This window comes from Kitasatospora sp. NPDC002522 (assembly GCF_053595195.1).
Map to the genome: position 1 here is coordinate 1 of NZ_JBSFXE010000035.1, position 17,660 is coordinate 17,660.

Here is a 17,660-nt window from a genome sequence, read left to right on the forward strand (position 1 = left end):
TCGGGTTGTGTGACGGTAGAACAGCCGTGTGAACTACAGAACGGCCCCGCGGGCCGCGCCCGCCCGGCGGGCGGCCGGGACCAGGCTCCGCAGCAGGACCGGGAGTTCGGGCTGGGCCCGGAGCGCCGCGAGGTCCAGCGGTGCGGCCACCAGGTAGGGCGCGCCGCTCCGGGCGGCCGCGTCGAACAGCGCCGCGCCACGGTCGGCGGTGATCGCCCGCAGGCCCGCCCGGGCGGCCCGTCTCCGGTCCGCCTCGGTCAGGTGGGCGGTCACACCGCTGGCCTCGGCCCACTGGCCCCAGGCCAGGGACTGGGCGGGCAGGCCGATCGCACGGCGGTGCGCGGCGAGCGCGTCCAGGTAGGTGTTGGCGGCCGCGTAGCTCGCCTGGCCGGGGCCGCCGAGGACGGCGGCGACGGAGGAGTACAGCACGAACGCGGCGAGGTCGTGACCCCGCGTCAGTTCGTGCAGGTGGCGGGCGGCTTCGGCCTTCGGCTCCCACACCCCGGCCAGCCGCTCGGGCGTGAGCGAGGTGAACACGCCGTCGTCCACCACGCCCGCGGTGTGCACCACCGCGGTCAGCGGATGCCCGGCCGGAACGTCTGCGATCACCGCCGCCAGCGCAGCACGGTCGGCCACGTCCACGGCCGCGACCGCCACCGTCGCCCCGAGGTTCTCCAGCTCCGCCCGCAGCTCCGCCGCGCCCGGCGCGTCCGTGCCACGGCGGGAGAGCAGCAGCAGGTGCCGCACACCGCGCTCCGCCACCAGGTGCCGGGCCAACAGACCGCCCAGCACGCCCGTCCCACCGGTGATCAGCACCGTACCGTCGGGGTTCCAAGCCGGCGCCGCAGCGTCCGCCGGGCGGACCGCGCGCACCAGCCGCGGCACCCTCACCACGCCCTCGTCCAGGGCGAGTTGAGGCTCGCCCGTGGCGACCGCGGCGGCCAGCACCTGCTCCGACGCGACCGTCCCGTCCGTATCCACCAGCACCAGCCGATCCGGGTGCTCCGACTGCGCCGAGCGCAGCAGACCCCACACCGGCGCCGCCGCCAACTCCGGCGACTCCCCCACCGCACCCCGCGTCACCACGACCAGCCGTCCCGACTCGTGCGCCGACAACCACTCCTGAACACCCGTCAGCACCTCAGCCAACGACCGTCCCTCGACCCGCAACTCCTCGAACGGCTCCCCCGCCGACGCGCCGACCGGCACCTGCGGCCAGTCGAGTGCGAACAGTGCGTCGCGGTCGCGGGCGTCCTGCGGGGTGAGCTGTTCGGCGGCGACCAGGCGGGCGCGCAGCGCCTCGACGGAGGCGACGGGCGCGCCGTCCGCGTCGGCGACGTCGACGGAGATCGCCTCCGGGCCGGTGAACCGCAGCCGGACCCGCAGGGTGTGCGCGCCGGTCGCGTGCAGCCGCACGCCGGTGTACGCGAACGGCAGCCGGCTGTGGCCGGGCGGCGTGTCGGCGAGGCCGTGGTGGGCGGTGACGTGGACGGCGGCGTCCAGCAGAGCCGGGTGCAGGCCGAACCGGGCGGCCTGGTCGCGGTGTTCGGCGGGCAGCGCGACCTCGGCGTAGAAGGTGTCGCCGTCCCGCCAGGCGGCCTGCACGCCGCGGAAGGCGGGCCCGTAGGCCAGCCCGGCGGCGTCGAGGTCGTCGTACAGCCCGTCGACGGCCAGGGGCTCGGCGCCCGGCGGCGGCCAGGCGGCCAACGGCGTTCCGGGGGCGGGCGGTTCGCCGAGCAGGATGCCGGAGGCGTGCCGGGTCCACTCCGGGTCGCCACCGGCCGGGCGGGAGTGCACGGCGACCGAACGGGCGCCGGTGTCGTCGGGCTCCCGCACCGTCACCTGGACGTGGACGGCACCGTGATCGGGCAGCACCAGCGGGGCCTCGACGACGAGTTCGTCGAGCACGCCCGCCCCGACCTCGTCGCCCGCCCGGATCGCGAGTTCCAGTAGCGCGGTGCCGGGGACGATCACGGTGCCCTGGACGCGGTGGTCGGCGAGCCACGGGTGGGTGGCGAGCGACAGCCGTCCGGTGAGCAGCGCGCCGCCGCCGTCGGGCAGCCGCTGGGCCGCGCCGAGCAGCGGGTGCCCGGGGTCGGCGAGGCCGAGGCCGGCGGCGTCGGCGGCCCGGGCGGCGGGCTCCAGCCAGTACCGGCGGCGCTGGAACGGGTAGGTCGGCAGCTCGACGCCGGTCGGCGGGGTGTCGGTGCCGAGGACCGCGGTCCAGTCGACGCGGTGGCCGTGGACGTGCAGGCGGGCCAGGGCGGTCAGCACGGTCTGCGCCTCGTCGCGGTCGCGGCGCAGCGCCGCCGCCGTCACCGCGCCGTCGATCGCACGCCCGACCAGGGCGGCGAGGGTGCCGTCCGGGCCGAGTTCCAGGTACGTGGTGACGCCTTCGGCGGCCAGCGTGTCGACGGCGTCGGCGAACCGGACCGCCTCGCGGACCTGCCGCACCCAGTAGGCGGGGTCGGTGAGTTCCGTGGTCGCGGTGCGGCCGGTCGCGGTCGACACCACGGGGACGGTCGGGGTGCGGTAGGCGAGGGACTCCGCGACCTTGCGGAAGTCCTCCAGCATCCCGTCCATGTGGGCGGAGTGGAAGGCGTGGCTGACCTGGAGCCGCCGGGTCCGCCGGTCCGGGAACCGGGCCGCGACCGCGAGCACCGCCTCCTCGTCGCCGGACACCACCACCGAGCGCGGCCCGTTGACCGCCGCGAGGGCGACCGACTCGCCCAGCAGCGGCAGGAGTTCGGCCTCGGTGGCCTCGACGGCGAGCATCGCGCCGCCGCCCGGCAGCGCCTGCATCAGCCGGCCGCGCGCCACCACCAACCGCGCCGCGTCCTCCAACGACAGCACACCCGCCACATGCGCAGCCGCCACCTCACCGATCGAATGCCCCGCCACGAAGTCCGGCCGCACACCCCACGACTCGAACAACCGGAACAGCGCCACCTCCACCGCGAACAACGCCGGCTGCGTCCACCCCGTCTCGTCCAGCCCCGCACCCGTCGCGATCACCTCACCCACCGGCAACCCCAACGCCCGCTCCACCGCATCGAACGCCGACGCGAACACCGGGAACGCCCCGTACAACTGACGCCCCATCCCCACCCGCTGACTCCCCTGACCGGAGAAGAGCAGGGCGAGTCGGCCGGTGCCCAGGGTGCTGCCGGTGACCGCGCCGGGCCCCTCCAGGACGCGCAGCGCGGCCGGGTCACCAAGGACCACCGCCCGCTCCTCCAGATGCGCCCGCGAGACGGCCAGCGCCCGGGCGAGCGCCAGCGGATCGGCCCGCTCCGCGAGCTCGGCGACCTGCGCGGCCTGCGCCCGCAGCGCCTCCGGGGAGCGCGCCGACACCACGAACGGCAGCACCGGCGGAGCCTGCACGGGGTCGGCCTCGGCGGCGGGCTCCTCGGTCGGGGCCTGCTCGATGATCACGTGCGCGTTGGTGCCGCTGGCGCCGAACGCCGAGACGCCGACCCGGCGGGGGCCGTCGGTGGCGGGCCACTCCCGCTGCTCGGTGAGGAGTTCGACCCGCCCGGAGGTCCAGTCGACGTACGGGGTGGCCTCCTCGGCGTGCAGGGTGCGCGGCAGGACGCCGTGCCGGATCGCCTGCACCGACTTGATCACGCCCGCCACGCCCGCTGCGGCCTGGGTGTGCCCGATGTTGGACTTCAACGAGCCGAGCCAGAGCGGCTCCTCGCGTTCCTGGCCGTAGGTCGCGAGCAGTGCCTGCGCCTCGATCGGGTCGCCCAGCCGCGTCCCCGTGCCGTGCGCCTCGACGGCGTGCACGTCGGCCGGGGCGAGCCGGGCGCCGGCCAGCGCCTGCCGGATCACCCGCTGCTGGGCGGGCCCGCTGGGGGCGGTGAGGCCGTTGGACGCGCCGTCCTGGTTGACGGCCGAACCCCGCAGCACCGCGAGCACCGGGTGGCCGTGGCGGCGGGCGTCGGAGAGCCGTTCGACCAGCAGCAGGGCGACGCCCTCGGCCCAGCCGGTGCCGTCCGCGGCGGCCGCGAACGCCTTGCAGCGCCCGTCGGCGGAGAGCCCGCGCTGGCGGGCGAACTCCACGAAGCCCTGCGCGGTGGCCATCACGCTGACGCCGCCGGCCAGTGCGAGGTCGCTCTCGCCGGAGCGCAGCGACTGCGCCGCCAGGTGCAGCGCGACCAGCGACGACGAGCACGCGGTGTCCACCGTCACCGCCGGACCCTCGAACCCGAAGGTGTACGAGATCCGGCCCGAGGCGACGCTGTCCAGGCCGCCGATGCCGAGGTAGCCCTCGAGTTCGCCGGGCGCGTCGTGCAGCCGCGGGGTGTAGTCGCCGCCGGCGATGCCCGCGAAGACCGCGGTGCGGCTGCCGCGCAGCGCGGTCGGGTCGATCCCGGCGCGCTCGAACACCTCCCAGGCGCTCTCCAACAGCAGGCGGTGCTGCGGGTCGGTGGCGAGCGCCTCGCGCGGCGAGATGCCGAAGAACTCGGCGTCGAAGTCGGCGGTGGTGTCCAGGAAACCGCCGTGCCGGGTGTAGGAGGTGCCGGGGTGGTCCGGGTCGGGGTGGTAGAGCGCGTCCAGGTCCCAGCCGCGGTCGTCGGGGAAGCCCGTGATGGCGTCGCCGCCTTCGGTGACGAGCCGCCACAGGTCCTCGGGGGACGCGACGCCGCCCGGCAGCCGGCAGGCCATGCCGATGATGGCAATCGGCTCGCGCTTGGCGTTCTCCACTTCCTGGAGTCGCCGGTTGGCCTTCTGGGCGTCGGCCAGGGCGCGCTTCAGGTAGTCCCTGAGCTTCTGGTCGTTGGACATCGGTGCCTCTCGCGTCGCGGAGTTCGGGTGGTTCGGGTGCCGGCGGGCCGGTGCGGCTCGGTGGGGTCAGTGGGCGTCGGAGTTGCGTTCGACCAGCTGGAACAGCTCCTCGTCGGTGGCGTTCTCGAAGTCGAAGTCGCCGCCTTCGTCGAGCTCGCCCTCGACCTCCCACCGGTCGACCAGGGCGCGCAGCCGGGCGAGCACCGATCCCCGGTCGAGTTCGGCGGGTGCGGCGGGACCGGCGAGGGCGCGCTCCAGGGCGGCCAGCGACTCCAGGGCGTCGAGCGGCCGGTCGCCGCCGGCGAGCGGGAGTTCGGCCAGCAGGTGGGCGGCGAGGGCGGCCGGGCTCGGGTGGTCGAAGACCAGCGTGGCGGGCAGGTCGAGGCCGGTGCCGGCGCTGATCCGGTTGCGCAGTTCGACCGCGGTCAGCGAGCTGAGCCCGAGTTCGCGGAAGGCCCGGTCCGGGGTGACGCCGGTGGTGTCCTCGTGGCCGAGCACCGCCGCGGACTCCCGGCGGACCAGGTCGAGCAGCAGCGCTTCGCGGGCGGCCGCGTCGTCGAGCGCGGTGAGCCGGGCGAGCCACGGCGCCTGCTCGTCGGCGGGGCCGGCCTGCGGGGCGGCCGGGACGGTGACGGTGCTGTTGGAGACGGTCGCCTCCAGCCAGTAGCGCTGCCGCTGGAACGGGTAGGTGGGCAGGGCGACCGGGCGGGGCCGGGCGCCGGCCACCGCGGCCGTCCACCGGACGTCGGTGCCGCGCACCCACAACTCGGCGGCGGAGAGCAGGAACCGGTCGAGTCCGCCGTGGTCGCGCCGGAGCGTGCCGGCCACCGCGCTGCGCCGGGCCAGGCCGGCCGACTCCAGGGTCTCCTGGAGCGGTACCGCCAGCACCGCGTGCGGGCTGACCTCGACGAAGACACTGTGGCCCTGTTCGGCGAGGGCCCGGGTGGCGTCCTCGAACCGCACGGTCTCGCGCAGGTTGGCGGCCCAGTACCCGGCGTCGAGTCCGGCGGTGTCCTGCCAGTCGCCGGTGACGGTGGACAGCAGCGGGACGGTGCCGGCCCGCGGACGGACCGGGGCGAGCAGCTCGAGCAACTCCTCGCGCAGCTCGTCGACCTGGGCGGAGTGCGAGGCGTAGTCGACCGGGATGAGCCGGGCCCTGACCTCCTCCGCCTGGTAGCGGGCGACCAGCTCGGCCAGCGCGCCGGGTTCGCCCGAGACGACCGTCGCCGACGGTCCGTTGACCACGGCGACGGACAGCCGGTCGGCCCACGGGGCGAGGTCGTCCGCGACGCGGGCGGCGGGGAGCGCGACCGAGGCCATGCCGCCGCGTCCGGACAGGGCGAGGATCGCGCGGCTGCGCAGCGCGACCACCCGGGCGCCGTCCTCCAGGGTGAGGCCGCCCGCCACCACGGCGGCGGCGATCTCGCCCTGGCTGTGGCCGACCACCGCGTCGGGGTGGACGCCGTGCGCGCGCCAGAGTTCGGCGAGCGAGACCATCACCGCCCACAGCACGGGCTGCACCACGTCGACCCGGTCGAGTCCGGGCGCGCCCGGGGTGCCGCGCAGCACGTCCAGCAGCGACCAGTCGGTGTGCGGGGCGAGGGCGACCGCGCACTCGCCGATCCGGGCGGCGAACACCGGTGCGGTGTCGAGGAGTTCGAGCGCCATGCCGGCCCACTGCGAGCCCTGGCCGGGGAACACGAACACCGTTCGCCCGGTGACGTCCGCGGTGCCGCGGACCGCAGTCGGCGAGGAGTCGCCGGCCGCGAGCGCGTGCAGCGCCTGGGCTCCGCCGACCGACACGGCCCGCTCCTCGAGCACGCCGCGGGTGGCGGCCAGGGCGTGCGCGACGTCCACCGGTTCGGCGCCGCCGTCCAGCAGCTCGGCGATCCGTCCGGCCTGGGCCCGCAGGGCCTGTCCGCTCCGGGCGGACACCGCGAACGGGACGGCCGGCGGGGTCGGTCCGCGGCCGGGCTGCGGCCGTTCGGCCGGGGCCTGCTCGATGATCACGTGCGCGTTGGTGCCGGAGACGCCGAACGAGGACACCCCGGCGCGGCGCGGACGCCCGCTCTCGGGCCAGTCCTGAGCCTCCGTCAGCAGCCGGACCGCGCCCGCCTCCCAGTCCACGTACGGGGACGGCTCGTCCACGTGCAGGGTGCGCGGCAGCACCCCGTGCCGGATCGCCTGCACCATCTTGATCACACCCGCGGCGCCGGCGGCGGCCTGGGTGTGGCCGATGTTCGACTTCAACGAGCCGAGCCAGAGCGGCTCCTCGCGCTCCTGGCCGTACGTGGCGAGCAGCGCCTGCGCCTCGATCGGGTCGCCGAGCCGCGTCCCCGTGCCGTGGCCCTCGACGGCGTCCACCTCGGCGGTGGAGAGGCCGGCGGCGGCCAGCGCCTGCCGGATCACCCGCTGCTGCGACGGCCCGCTCGGGGCGGTCAGGCCGTTGGACGCGCCGTCCTGGTTGACCGCGCTGCCGCGGACCACCGCCAGCACCCGGTGCCCGTTGCGGAGCGCGTCGGAGAGCCGCTCGACGAGCAGCAGTCCGACGCCCTCGCCCCATCCGGTGCCGTCGGCGGCCCCGGCGTACGCCTTGCAGCGGCCGTCCGCCGACAGGGCGCGCTGGCGGGAGAACTCGACGAAGGTGGTCGGGGTGGACATCACCGCGACGCCGCCCGCGAGCGCCAGGTCGCACTCGCCGGAGCGCAGCGACTGCGCCGCCAGGTGCAGCGCGACCAGCGACGAGGAGCACGCGGTGTCCACCGTCACCGCCGGCCCCTCGAACCCGAAGGTGTACGAGATCCGGCCGGACGCCACGCTGCCCGCCGTGCCGTTGCCGAGCCAGCCCTCCAGCTCGGCCGGGACCTCGCGGACCCGGGGCGCGTAGTCGTGGTACATCACGCCGGCGAACACGCCGGTGCGGCTGCCGCGCAGCGCCGCCGGGTCGATCCCGGCGTCCTCCATCGCCTCCCAGCCCGCCTCCAGCAGCAGCCGCTGCTGCGGGTCGGTGGCGAGCGCCTCGCGCGGCGAGATGCCGAAGAAGGCGGCGTCGAACTCGGCGGCCCGGTCGAGGAATCCGCCGTGCCGGGTGTACGAGGTGCCGGGGCTGTCCGGGTCCGGCGAGTACAGGGACTCCAGGTCCCAGCCCCGGTCGTCGGGGAACTCGCCGATGGCGTCGCGGCCTTCGGCGACCAGCCGCCACAGCTCGTCGGGGCTGGTGACCCCGCCGGGCAGGCGGCAGGCCATGCCGACGATCGCGATCGGCTCGTCGGCGCGCGGCGCCGCGGCGACCGGCAGTGGGGCCTGCACCTCGGCGACGCCGACCAGTTCGGCGAGCAGGTGGTCGGCGAGGGCGCCGGGGTTGGGGTGGTCGAACACCAGCGTCGCCGACAGCCGCAGGCCGGTGGCGGCGGTCAGCCGGTTGCGCAGTTCGACGGCGGTGAGCGAGTCCAGTCCGAGGCTGGTGAAGGCGCGGGCGGCGCCGACCGTCTCGGCGTCGCCGCCCAGGACGGCCGCCACCTCGGCGCGGACCAGCCGCAGCACCTCGGCACGGCGCTCGGCGGAGTCGGGCAGCGCGGCGAGCCGCCGGGCCAGGCCCGCGTCGGCGGCGGGGCCGGCGCCGGCCGCCCGGCGGGCGGGGCGGACCAGGCCGCGCAGCAGCGTGGGCACCGGGCGGCCGGCCAGGGCGGCCAGGTCGAGCGGGGCCGGGACCACTGCGGCCACGTCGAACTCCGCTGCGGCGTCGAAGAGTTCCATCCCCTCGGCGCTGCCGATCGGGCGGATGCCGAACCGGGCGAGGCGGGCGTGGTCGGTGGCCGTCAGGTGGCCGGTGATGCCGCTGGCCTCGGCCCACTGGCCCCAGGCCAGGGACTGGGCGGGCAGGCCGATCGCACGGCGGTGCGCGGCGAGCGCGTCCAGGTAGGTGTTGGCGGCCGCGTAGCTCGCCTGGCCGGACGAGCCCAGTACGCCCGCGACGGAGGAGTACAGGACGAACGCGGCGAGGTCGTGACCACGCGTCAGTTCGTGCAGATGGCGGGCGGCTTCGGCCTTCGGCTCCCACACCGCGGCCAGCCGCTCGGGCGTGAGCGAGGTGAAGACGCCGTCGTCGACCACACCGGCGGTGTGCACCACCGCGGTCAGCGGGTGCGCGGCCGGAACCGCGGCGATCACCGCCGCCAGCGCGGCCCGGTCGGCCACGTCCACGGCTGCGAGCGTGACGCTCGCGCCCGCCGCCTCCAGCTCCGCCCGCAACTCCGCCGCGCCCGGCGCGTCCGCACCGCGACGGGACAGCAGCAGCAGGCGCCGCACACCGCGCTCGGCCACCAGGTGCCGGGCCAGCAACGCGCCCAGCACACCCGTCCCACCGGTGATCAGCACCGTGCCATCCGGATCCCAGCCGGGCGCCGCAGCGTCCGCAGGGCGGACCGCGCGCACCAGCCGCGGCACCGTCACCACACCCTCGTGCAGGGCGAGTTGGGGCTCACCCGTGGCGACCGCGGCGGCCAGCACCTCCTCCGACGCCGACGACCCGTCCGTATCCACCAGCACCAGCCGATCCGGGTGCTCCGACTGCGCCGAGCGCAGCAGACCCCACACCGGCGCGGCCGCCAACTCCGGCGACTCCCCCACCGCACCCCGGGTCACCACGGCCAGCCGTCCCGACTCGTGTGCCGACAGCCACTCCTGAACACCCGTCAGCACCTCCGCCAACGACCACCCCTCGACCCGCAGCTCCTCGAACTGCTCCCCCGCCGACGAGCCGACCGGCACCTGCGCCCAGTCGACGGTGAAGAGGGAGTCCCGGCCGACCGAGGACGCGGCGGAGGTGTCGGCCACCGGCCGGGTGACCAGGGCGTCGATCGACACCACCGGACGGCCGTCCGGGTCGTCGGCCCGCAGGGCGTACTGGTCGGGACCGGTGGCGGTCACCCGGATCCGCAGCTCGGTGGCGGCGGTCGCGTGCAGGGTGACGCCGCGGTAGGCGAACGGCAGGCGACGGCCGGCGGCCGGCCCGCCGTGCAGGGCTGGCAGCTGGGCGGCGGCGTCGAGCAGCGCCGGATGGATGCCGAACCGGGCGGCGTCCGCGGCGAGTTCGGCGGGCAGGACGGCCTCCGCGGTCAGCACCGCACCGGAGCGGCGGACGGACCGCAGGCCGCGGAAGGCGGGCCCGTAGGCCAGCCCGACGGCGGCGAGCAGCTCGTAGGCCTCCTCGGCGGGGATCTCCTCGGCGTCGGCCGGCAGCGGCTCGTCCTCGTGCGCCGACGGGGCCGCGGCGGCCTCGGCGAGCCGGCCGGTGGCATGCCGGGTCCAGTCCGGGTCCGTGCCGGTCCGGGAGTGGACGGCGACGCTGCGCAGGCCCTGCGGGTCGACCTCGCCGACCGCCACCTGCACCTGCAGCGCGCCGTGCTCCGGCAGCACCAGCGGGGCCTCGACGACGAGTTCGTCGAGCACGCCCGCCCCGACCTCGTCGCCCGCCCGGATCACCAGCTCGACCAGGGCCGCGCCGGGCGCGATGGCCGTGCCGTGGGCGACGTGGTCGGCGAGCCACGGGTGGGTGGCGAGCGACAGCCGTCCGGTGAGCAGGACGCCGCCGGTGCCCGCCGGGGTGAGGGCCGCGGTGAGGATCGGGTGGCGCACCGTGCCGAGTCCGAGGCCGCCCGCGTCCGCGGCGGCCGCGTCGGCGTCCAGCCAGTAGCGGCGGCGCTGGAACGGGTAGGTAGGCAGGTCGACCAGCGGGCGGCGGGCGCCGCCGAACAGGGCAGTCCAGTCGACGTGGTGGCCGTGGACGTGCAGGCGGGCCAGGGCGGTCAGCACGGCCTGCGCCTCGTCACGGTCGCGGCGCAGCGCCGCCGCCGTCACCGCGCCGTCGATCGCACGCCCGACCAGGCCGGCCAAGGTGCCGTCCGGGCCGAGCTCCAGGAACCCGGTGACGCCCTCGGCCGCCAGTGTGTCGACGACGTCGGCGAACCGGACCGCCTCGCGGACCTGCCGCACCCAGTAGTCGGGGTCGGTGAGTTCCGCGGCCATGGCCGGACGGCCCGTCAGGTTCGAGACCACCGGCAGCTCGGGGGCGTGGAAGGTCAGCGTCGCGAGCACGGCCTCGAACGCGGGCAGCATCCCGTTCATGTGGGCGGAGTGGAAGGCGTGGCTGACCCGCAGGCGCCGGGTCCGCCGGTCCGGGAACCGGGCCGCGACCGCGAGCACCGCCTCCTCGTCGCCGGACACCACCACCGAGCGCGGCCCGTTGACCGCCGCGATCTCCGCCCCCGGGCGCAGGACGACGGTGACCTCCTGTTCGGTGGCCTCGACGGCGACCATCGCGCCGCCGCCGGGCAGCGCCTGCATCAACCGGCCGCGCGCCACCACCAACCGCGCCGCGTCCTCCAACGACAGCACACCCGCCACATGCGCCGCCGCCACCTCACCGATCGAGTGCCCCGCCACGAAGTCCGGCCGCACCCCCCACGACTCGAACAACCGGAACAGCGCCACCTCCACCGCGAACAACGCCGGCTGCGTCCACCCCGTGTCATCCAGACCCTCGCCCGTCGCGATCACCTCACCCACCGGGAACCCCAACGCCCGCTCCACCGCATCGAACGCCGACGCGAACACCGGGAAGGCGCCGTACAACTGACGACCCATCCCCACCCGCTGACTCCCCTGACCGGAGAACAGGAAGGCCAGGCCGCCGGAGCCGGCGGTGCCGCGGACCACGGCGGGTCCGTCGAAGGTCCGCAGCGCGGCCGGGTCGCCGAGGACCACCGCCCGCTCCTCCAGGTGCGCCCGCGACACGGCCAGCGCCTGCGCCAGGGCCGGCGGATCGGCCCGCTCCGCGAGGTCGGCGACCTGCGCGGCCTGCGCCCGCAGCGCCTCCGGGGTGCGGGCGGAGAGCACGAACGGCAGTACCGGCGGGGCCTCGGCGGGCGCCGCGGGCTCCTCGGCCGGGGCCTGCTCGATGATCACGTGCGCGTTGGTGCCGGACACGCCGAACGCCGAGACGCCGACCCGGCGCGGACGGTCCACCGCGGGCCAGTCCTGAGCCTCCGTCAACAGCCGGACCGCGCCCGCCTCCCAGTCCACGTGCGGGGACGGCTCGTCCACGTGCAGGGTGCGCGGCAGCACGCCGTGCTCGATCGCCTGCACCATCTTGATCACGCCCGCCACGCCCGCCGCGGCCTGGGTGTGCCCGATGTTGGACTTCACCGAGCCCAGCCACAGCGGGTGGTCGCGGTCCTGCCCGTAGGTCGCGAGCAGCGCCTGCGCCTCGATCGGGTCGCCCAGCGTGGTGCCGGTGCCGTGCGCCTCGACCGCGTCGACCTCACGGGCCGTCAGACCCGCGTTGGCGAGCGCGGCCCGGATCACCCGCTGCTGCGACGGCCCGCTCGGGGCGGTCAGGCCGTTGGACGCGCCGTCCTGGTTGACCGCACTGCCCCGGACCACCGCCAGCACCCGGTGGCCGTGGCGGCGGGCGTCGGAGAGCCGCTCCAGCAGGAGCACGCCGGCGCCCTCCGCCCAGCCGGTGCCGTCCGCGGAGGCCGCGAACGCCTTGCAGCGCCCGTCGGGCGACATCGCCCGCTGCCGGGAGAACTCGACGAAGGTGGTCGGGGTGGTCATCAGCAGCACGCCGCCGGCCAGCGCGAGGTCGCTCTCCCCGGAGCGCAGCGACTGCGCCGCCAGGTGCAGCGCGACCAGTGAGGACGAGCACGCGGTGTCCACGGTCACCGCCGGCCCCTCGAACCCGAAGGTGTACGAGATCCGGCCCGAGGCGACGCTGCCCGCGTTGCCGATTCCGAGGTAGGCCTCCAGCTCCTCGGGGGCCTGCCGGACGCCGGTGGCGTAGTCGCGGCCGGAGATGCCCGCGAAGACGCCGGTGCGGCTGCCGCGCAGCGCGGTCGGGTCGATCCCGGCGCGCTCGAACACCTCCCAGGCGGTCTCCAGCAGCAGGCGCTGCTGCGGGTCGACGGCGGGGGCCTCGCGCGGCGGTATGCCGAAGAACTCGGCGTCGAAGTCGCCGATGGCGTCGAGGAATCCGCCGTGCCGGGCGTAGGAGGTGCCGGGCCGGTCCGGGTCGGGGCTGTACAGGTTGGCGAGGTCCCAGCCGCGGTCGGCGGGGAACTCGGTGAGCGCGTCGACGCCGTCGTGGACAAGCTGCCACAGGTCCTCGGGCGAACCGGCCCCGCCGGGGTAGCGGCAGGCCATGCCGACGATGACGACCGGGTCGTCGTCCGCGGCCGCGAGCACCGTCGCCGCCTCGTCCGGTCCCGGCTGCGCGCCCCACAGCTCGTCGGCCAGCCAGTCGCTGAGCGCGGCGGGGGTCGGGTGGTCGAAGACCACGGTAGCGGGCAGCCGCCGTCCGGTGGCCGCGCCGAGGCGGTTGCGGAACTCGACGGCGGTGAGCGAGTCGAAGCCCTGCTCGCGGAAGGCCCGGGTCGGGTCGACCGCGTCCACCGAGCGGTGCCGCTGCACGGCGGCGGCCTCGGCCCGCACCACGCCGAGCAGGCTGCGGCGGCGCTCGGCCGCGGGCAGCGCGGCCAGCCGCTCGAGCAGGCCGGAGTCGGCGGCCGGGGCGGTCCGGTGCGCGGAGTCCTGGGCGGCGGGCAGCAGTTCGGCGGCCAGCGGGTGCCGGCGGCCGTGGTAGAGCCGCGACCAGTCCGCGTCGACGACCACCAGGTGGGTGTCGCCGTGGTCCAGGGCCTGGCCGAGGAGTTCGACCGCGCCGGACGGCGGGAGCGGGACCAGGCCGTGCCGGTACAGCTGCTGCTCGGCGCCGTCGGCGGCGATGCCGTCGCCGGCCCAGTGGCCCCAGGCGACGGAGGTGGCGGGCAGTCCGGCGGCCCGGCGGTGGTCGGCGAGGGCGTCCAGGTAGGCGTTGCCGGGCGCGTAGTTGGCCTGGCCGGGGATGCCGCACAGTCCGGCGACGGAGGAGAACAGCACGAACGCGTCGAGCTGCTGACCGACCGTCAGCTCGTGCAGCAGGGCGGCGGCACCGACCTTGGCCCGCAGGGCCTGCGCCAGCTGTCCGGGGGTCAGGCCGGGGATCAGGTCGTCGTGCAGGGCGGCCGCGGTGTGCACCACCGCGGTCAGCGGCGCGTCCGCGGGGATGCCGGCGAGCACGGCGGCCAGCGCGTCGCGGTCGGCGACGTCGGCGGCGGCGAAGCTGACGCGGGCGCCGAGCCCGGCGAGTTCGGCTGCCAGCTCGGTGGCGCCGGGCGCCTCGGCGCCGCGCCGGCTCACCAGCAGCAGGTGCTCGGCGCCTCGGGTGGCGAGCCAGCGGGCGACGTGGCCGCCGAGCGCGCCGGTGCCGCCGGTGATCAGGGTGGTGCCGTGCGGCTGCCAGGGGTCGGCGGCCTCGCCCGCCGGGGCGGCCGGGACCAGGCGGCGGGCGAACGCGCCGGCCGGGCGCAGCGCGAGCTCGACCTCACGGTCCGCGCGCGCGTCGGCGATCAGCGCGGCCGCCTGCTGCCAGAGCCGGTCGTCGGGTTCGGCGGGCAGGTCGAGCAGGCCGCCGTGCAGGCCGGGCTGCTCGACCGCGAGGATCGCGCCGAAGCCCCAGACGAGGGCCTGCTCGGGGTCGGTGACCGGGTCGGAGGTGGCGGTGGCGACCGCGCCGCGGGTCAGGTACCAGAGCGGGGCGGGGGCCTCGGCGTCGTCCAGGGCCTGGGCGAGGGCGACGGAGTCCGCGTACCAGTGGGGCAGGGCGGGGTGCTCGGGGTGGGCGCCGGTCCGCAGGGCGAGCAGGGAGACCACGCCGGCGAGCGGGCCGGCGGCGCGCAGGGCCTCGGCGAGCTCCACGCGGTCGCCGGTGACGGGCAGCACCGCGGTGCGGGCGCCGAGGGCGGTGAGCGCCCCGGCGAGGGCGGCCGTCCAGGGGTGGTCGGCGTGCTCCGGGGCGGTGACGAGCAGCCAGCTGCCTTGCGCGGTGGGCGTGTTGGGGACGGCGGTCGGCCGCCAGACCACCCGGTGGCGCCAGGCGTCGGCAGTGCTCGCGGCGCGCCGTCGGTCCCACCAGGTGGCGAGCGCGGGCAGCACGGGGGCGAGGCGTTCGCCGTCGACGCCGATCTCCTCGGCGAGCCGGCCCGCGTCGCGGTCGGCGACCAGGTCCCAGAACCGGCCGTCGGGGGCGGCCGCGCCGCCGAGCAGGTGCTCGGGCGAGCGGGTCGCGTCGAGCCAGTACCGCTGCCGCTGGAACGGGTAGGTGGGCAGGTCGGCGTGGCGCGGGGTGCGGCCGGCGAAGGCGGGGGTCCAGTCGACGGCGACGCCGCGGACGTGCAGTTCGGCGACCGAGGTGAGCCAGCGGTCGCGGCCGCCCTGGTCGCGGCGGAGCGAGCCGGTGACCACGGGGTCGGCCGGACCGGCGTCGGCGAGGGTGTCCTCGATCGCGCCGGTGAGCACGGGGTGCGGGCTGATCTCGACGAAGACGGTGTGGCCGTCGGCGGCGAGCCGCCGGGTGGCCTGCTCGAAGCGGACGGTCTGCCGCAGGTTGCGGAACCAGTACCCGGCGTCGAGTCCGGCGGTGTCCTGCCAGTCGCCGGTGACGGTGGACAGCAGCGGGACGGTGCCGGCCCGCGGGCGGACCGGGGCGAGCAGCTCGAGCAGGTCCGCGCGCAGCGCGTCGGTCTGCACCGAGTGCGAGGCGTAGTCGATGTTGACCGGGCGGACCCGCACGCCCTCGGCGCCGTAGGAGTCGGCGAGTTCGGCCAGCGCGTCGAGGTCGCCGGAGACCACGGTGGACTCCGGTCCGTTGACCACGCCGATGGACAGCCGGCCGGGCCGGTCGGCGATCCGCGCCTCGACCTCGGCGAGCGGGCGCGGCACGGACAGCATGCCGCCGCGCCCGGAGAGGGTGGCGAGCGCCTGGGCCCGGCGGGCGACGATCCGGGCCGCGTCGGGCAGGGTGAGCCCGCCGGCGACGTAGGCGGCGGCCACCTCGCCCTGGCTGTGGCCGACCACCGCGTCGGGGTGTACGCCGTACGCCTTCCACAGGTCGGCGAGGGCGACCATGACCGCCCACAGGGTGGGCTGGACCACGTCCACCCGGTCCGGGTCGGGGGTGCCCGGCAGGCCGCGCACCACGTCCAGCAGCGACCAGTCGGTGTGCGGGGCGAGGGCGGCTGCGCACTCCTCCAGGGCGGCCGCGAAGACCGGTTCGGTGTCGAGCAGTCCGGCGGCCATGCCGGTCCACTGGGAGCCCTGGCCGGGGAAGACGAAGACCACCTTGCCGGGGGTGCCGGCCCGGCCGCGGACCACCGCCGGGTCGTCGAACGCGGGCAGCGCCTGCGGCGTGCCCACGGCGACGGCCCGCTCCTCCAGGTGGGCCCGTCCGCGGGCCAGCTGGTGGGCGGCGTCGAACGGGTCGGCGTGCGCGAGCGCGTCGGCGACCTGCGCGGCCTGCGCCCGCAGCGCCTCGGGGGTGCGGGCGGACAGCACGAACGGCAGCACCGGCGGGGCCTGCACCGGGTCGGCCTCGGCGGGCGCCGCGGGCGCCTCGGCCGGGGCCTGCTCGATGATCAGGTGCGCGTTGGTGCCGGAGACGCCGAATGCCGACACCGCCGCCCGGCGCGGACGGCCCGCCTCCGGCCACGGCTGAGCCTCCGTCAGCAGCCGGACCGCTCCCGCCTCCCAGTCCACGTGCGGGGACGGCTCGTCCACGTGCAGGGTGCGCGGCAGCACGCCGTGCCGGATCGCCTGCACCATCTTGATCACGCCCGCCACGCCCGCGGCCGCCTGGGTGTGCCCGATGTTGGACTTCACCGAACCCAGCCACAGCGGCTCGGTGCGCTCCTGCCCGTAGGTGGCGAGCAGCGCCTGTGCCTCGATCGGGTCGCCGAGCCGGGTACCGGTGCCGTGCGCCTCCACCGCGTCCACCTCGGCCGCGCCGAGGCCCGCCGACTCCAGCGCCTGCCGGATCACCCGCTGCTGCGAGGTCCCGCTGGGCGCGGTGAGCTGGCTGCTGCGGCCGTCCTGGTTGACCGCGGAGCCGCGGACCACCGCCAGCACCCGGTGGCCGTTGCGCACGGCGTCGGAGAGCCGCTCCAGGACCAGCAGGCCCGCGCCCTCGCCCCAGCCGGTGCCGTCCGCGGCGGCCGCGAACGGCTTGCAGCGCCCGTCGGGCGCCAGGCCGCGCTGCCGGGAGAACTCGATGAACAGTCCGGGCGCCGAGAGCACGGTGGCGCCGCCGGCCAGCGCCAGCGAGCACTCCCCGGCGCGCAGCGCCTGGGCGGCGAGGTGGACGGCCACCAGCGAGGAGGAGCAGGCGGTGTCCACGGTCACCGCCGGGCCCTCCAGGCCGAGCGTGTAGGCGATCCGGCCGGAGGCGACGGAGGTGGTGGTGCCGGTGAGCACGTACCCGTCGGTCTGCTCGGCGGGCAGGTGGTGCATGCTCGGGCCGTACTCCTGGGCGATCACGCCGGCGAACACGCCGGTGCGGGTGCCGCGCAGCACGGCCGGGTCGATCGCGGCGTCCTCCAGCGCCTCCCAGGCGGTCTCCAGCAGCAGCCGCTGCTGGGGCTCGGCGGCCAGCGCCTCGCGTGGCGAGACGCCGAAGAACGCGGCGTCGAACTCCCCGGCGTCGTAGAGGAATCCGCCCTCGCGGGCGTAGCTGCGGCCGGGCGTGTCCGGGTCGGGGTCGTAGAGGTGGTCGAGGTCCCAGCCGCGGTCCGCGGGGAACGGGCCGATCACGTCGCGCTGGTCGGCGACCAGGCGCCACAGCGCGTCGGGGGTGTCGGCGCCGCCGGGGAAGCGGCAGGCCATGCCGACGATGGCGATCGGCTCGTCGGGGCCGGCGGACTCGGCGGCCCTGGCCTCCGCGTCGCGCAGCCGCTGGCGGGTCTGGTGCAGCTCGGTGGCGACCTTGTTGAGGTAGTCGC

At 76.8% G+C, this 17,660-nt stretch carries 2 pseudogenes; both read right to left on the bottom strand.

Going from position 1 to position 17,660, the window contains the following annotated elements:
- Positions 1–33 precede the first annotated feature (33 nt).
- A pseudogene (locus tag ACWD4U_RS26120) lies at positions 34–4,773 on the bottom strand (SDR family NAD(P)-dependent oxidoreductase); the annotation flags it as partial.
- Between the two features lie 309 nt (positions 4,774–5,082).
- Positions 5,083–17,643 (bottom strand): annotated as a pseudogene (locus tag ACWD4U_RS26125) (type I polyketide synthase); the annotation flags it as partial.
- Positions 17,644–17,660 lie beyond the last annotated feature (17 nt).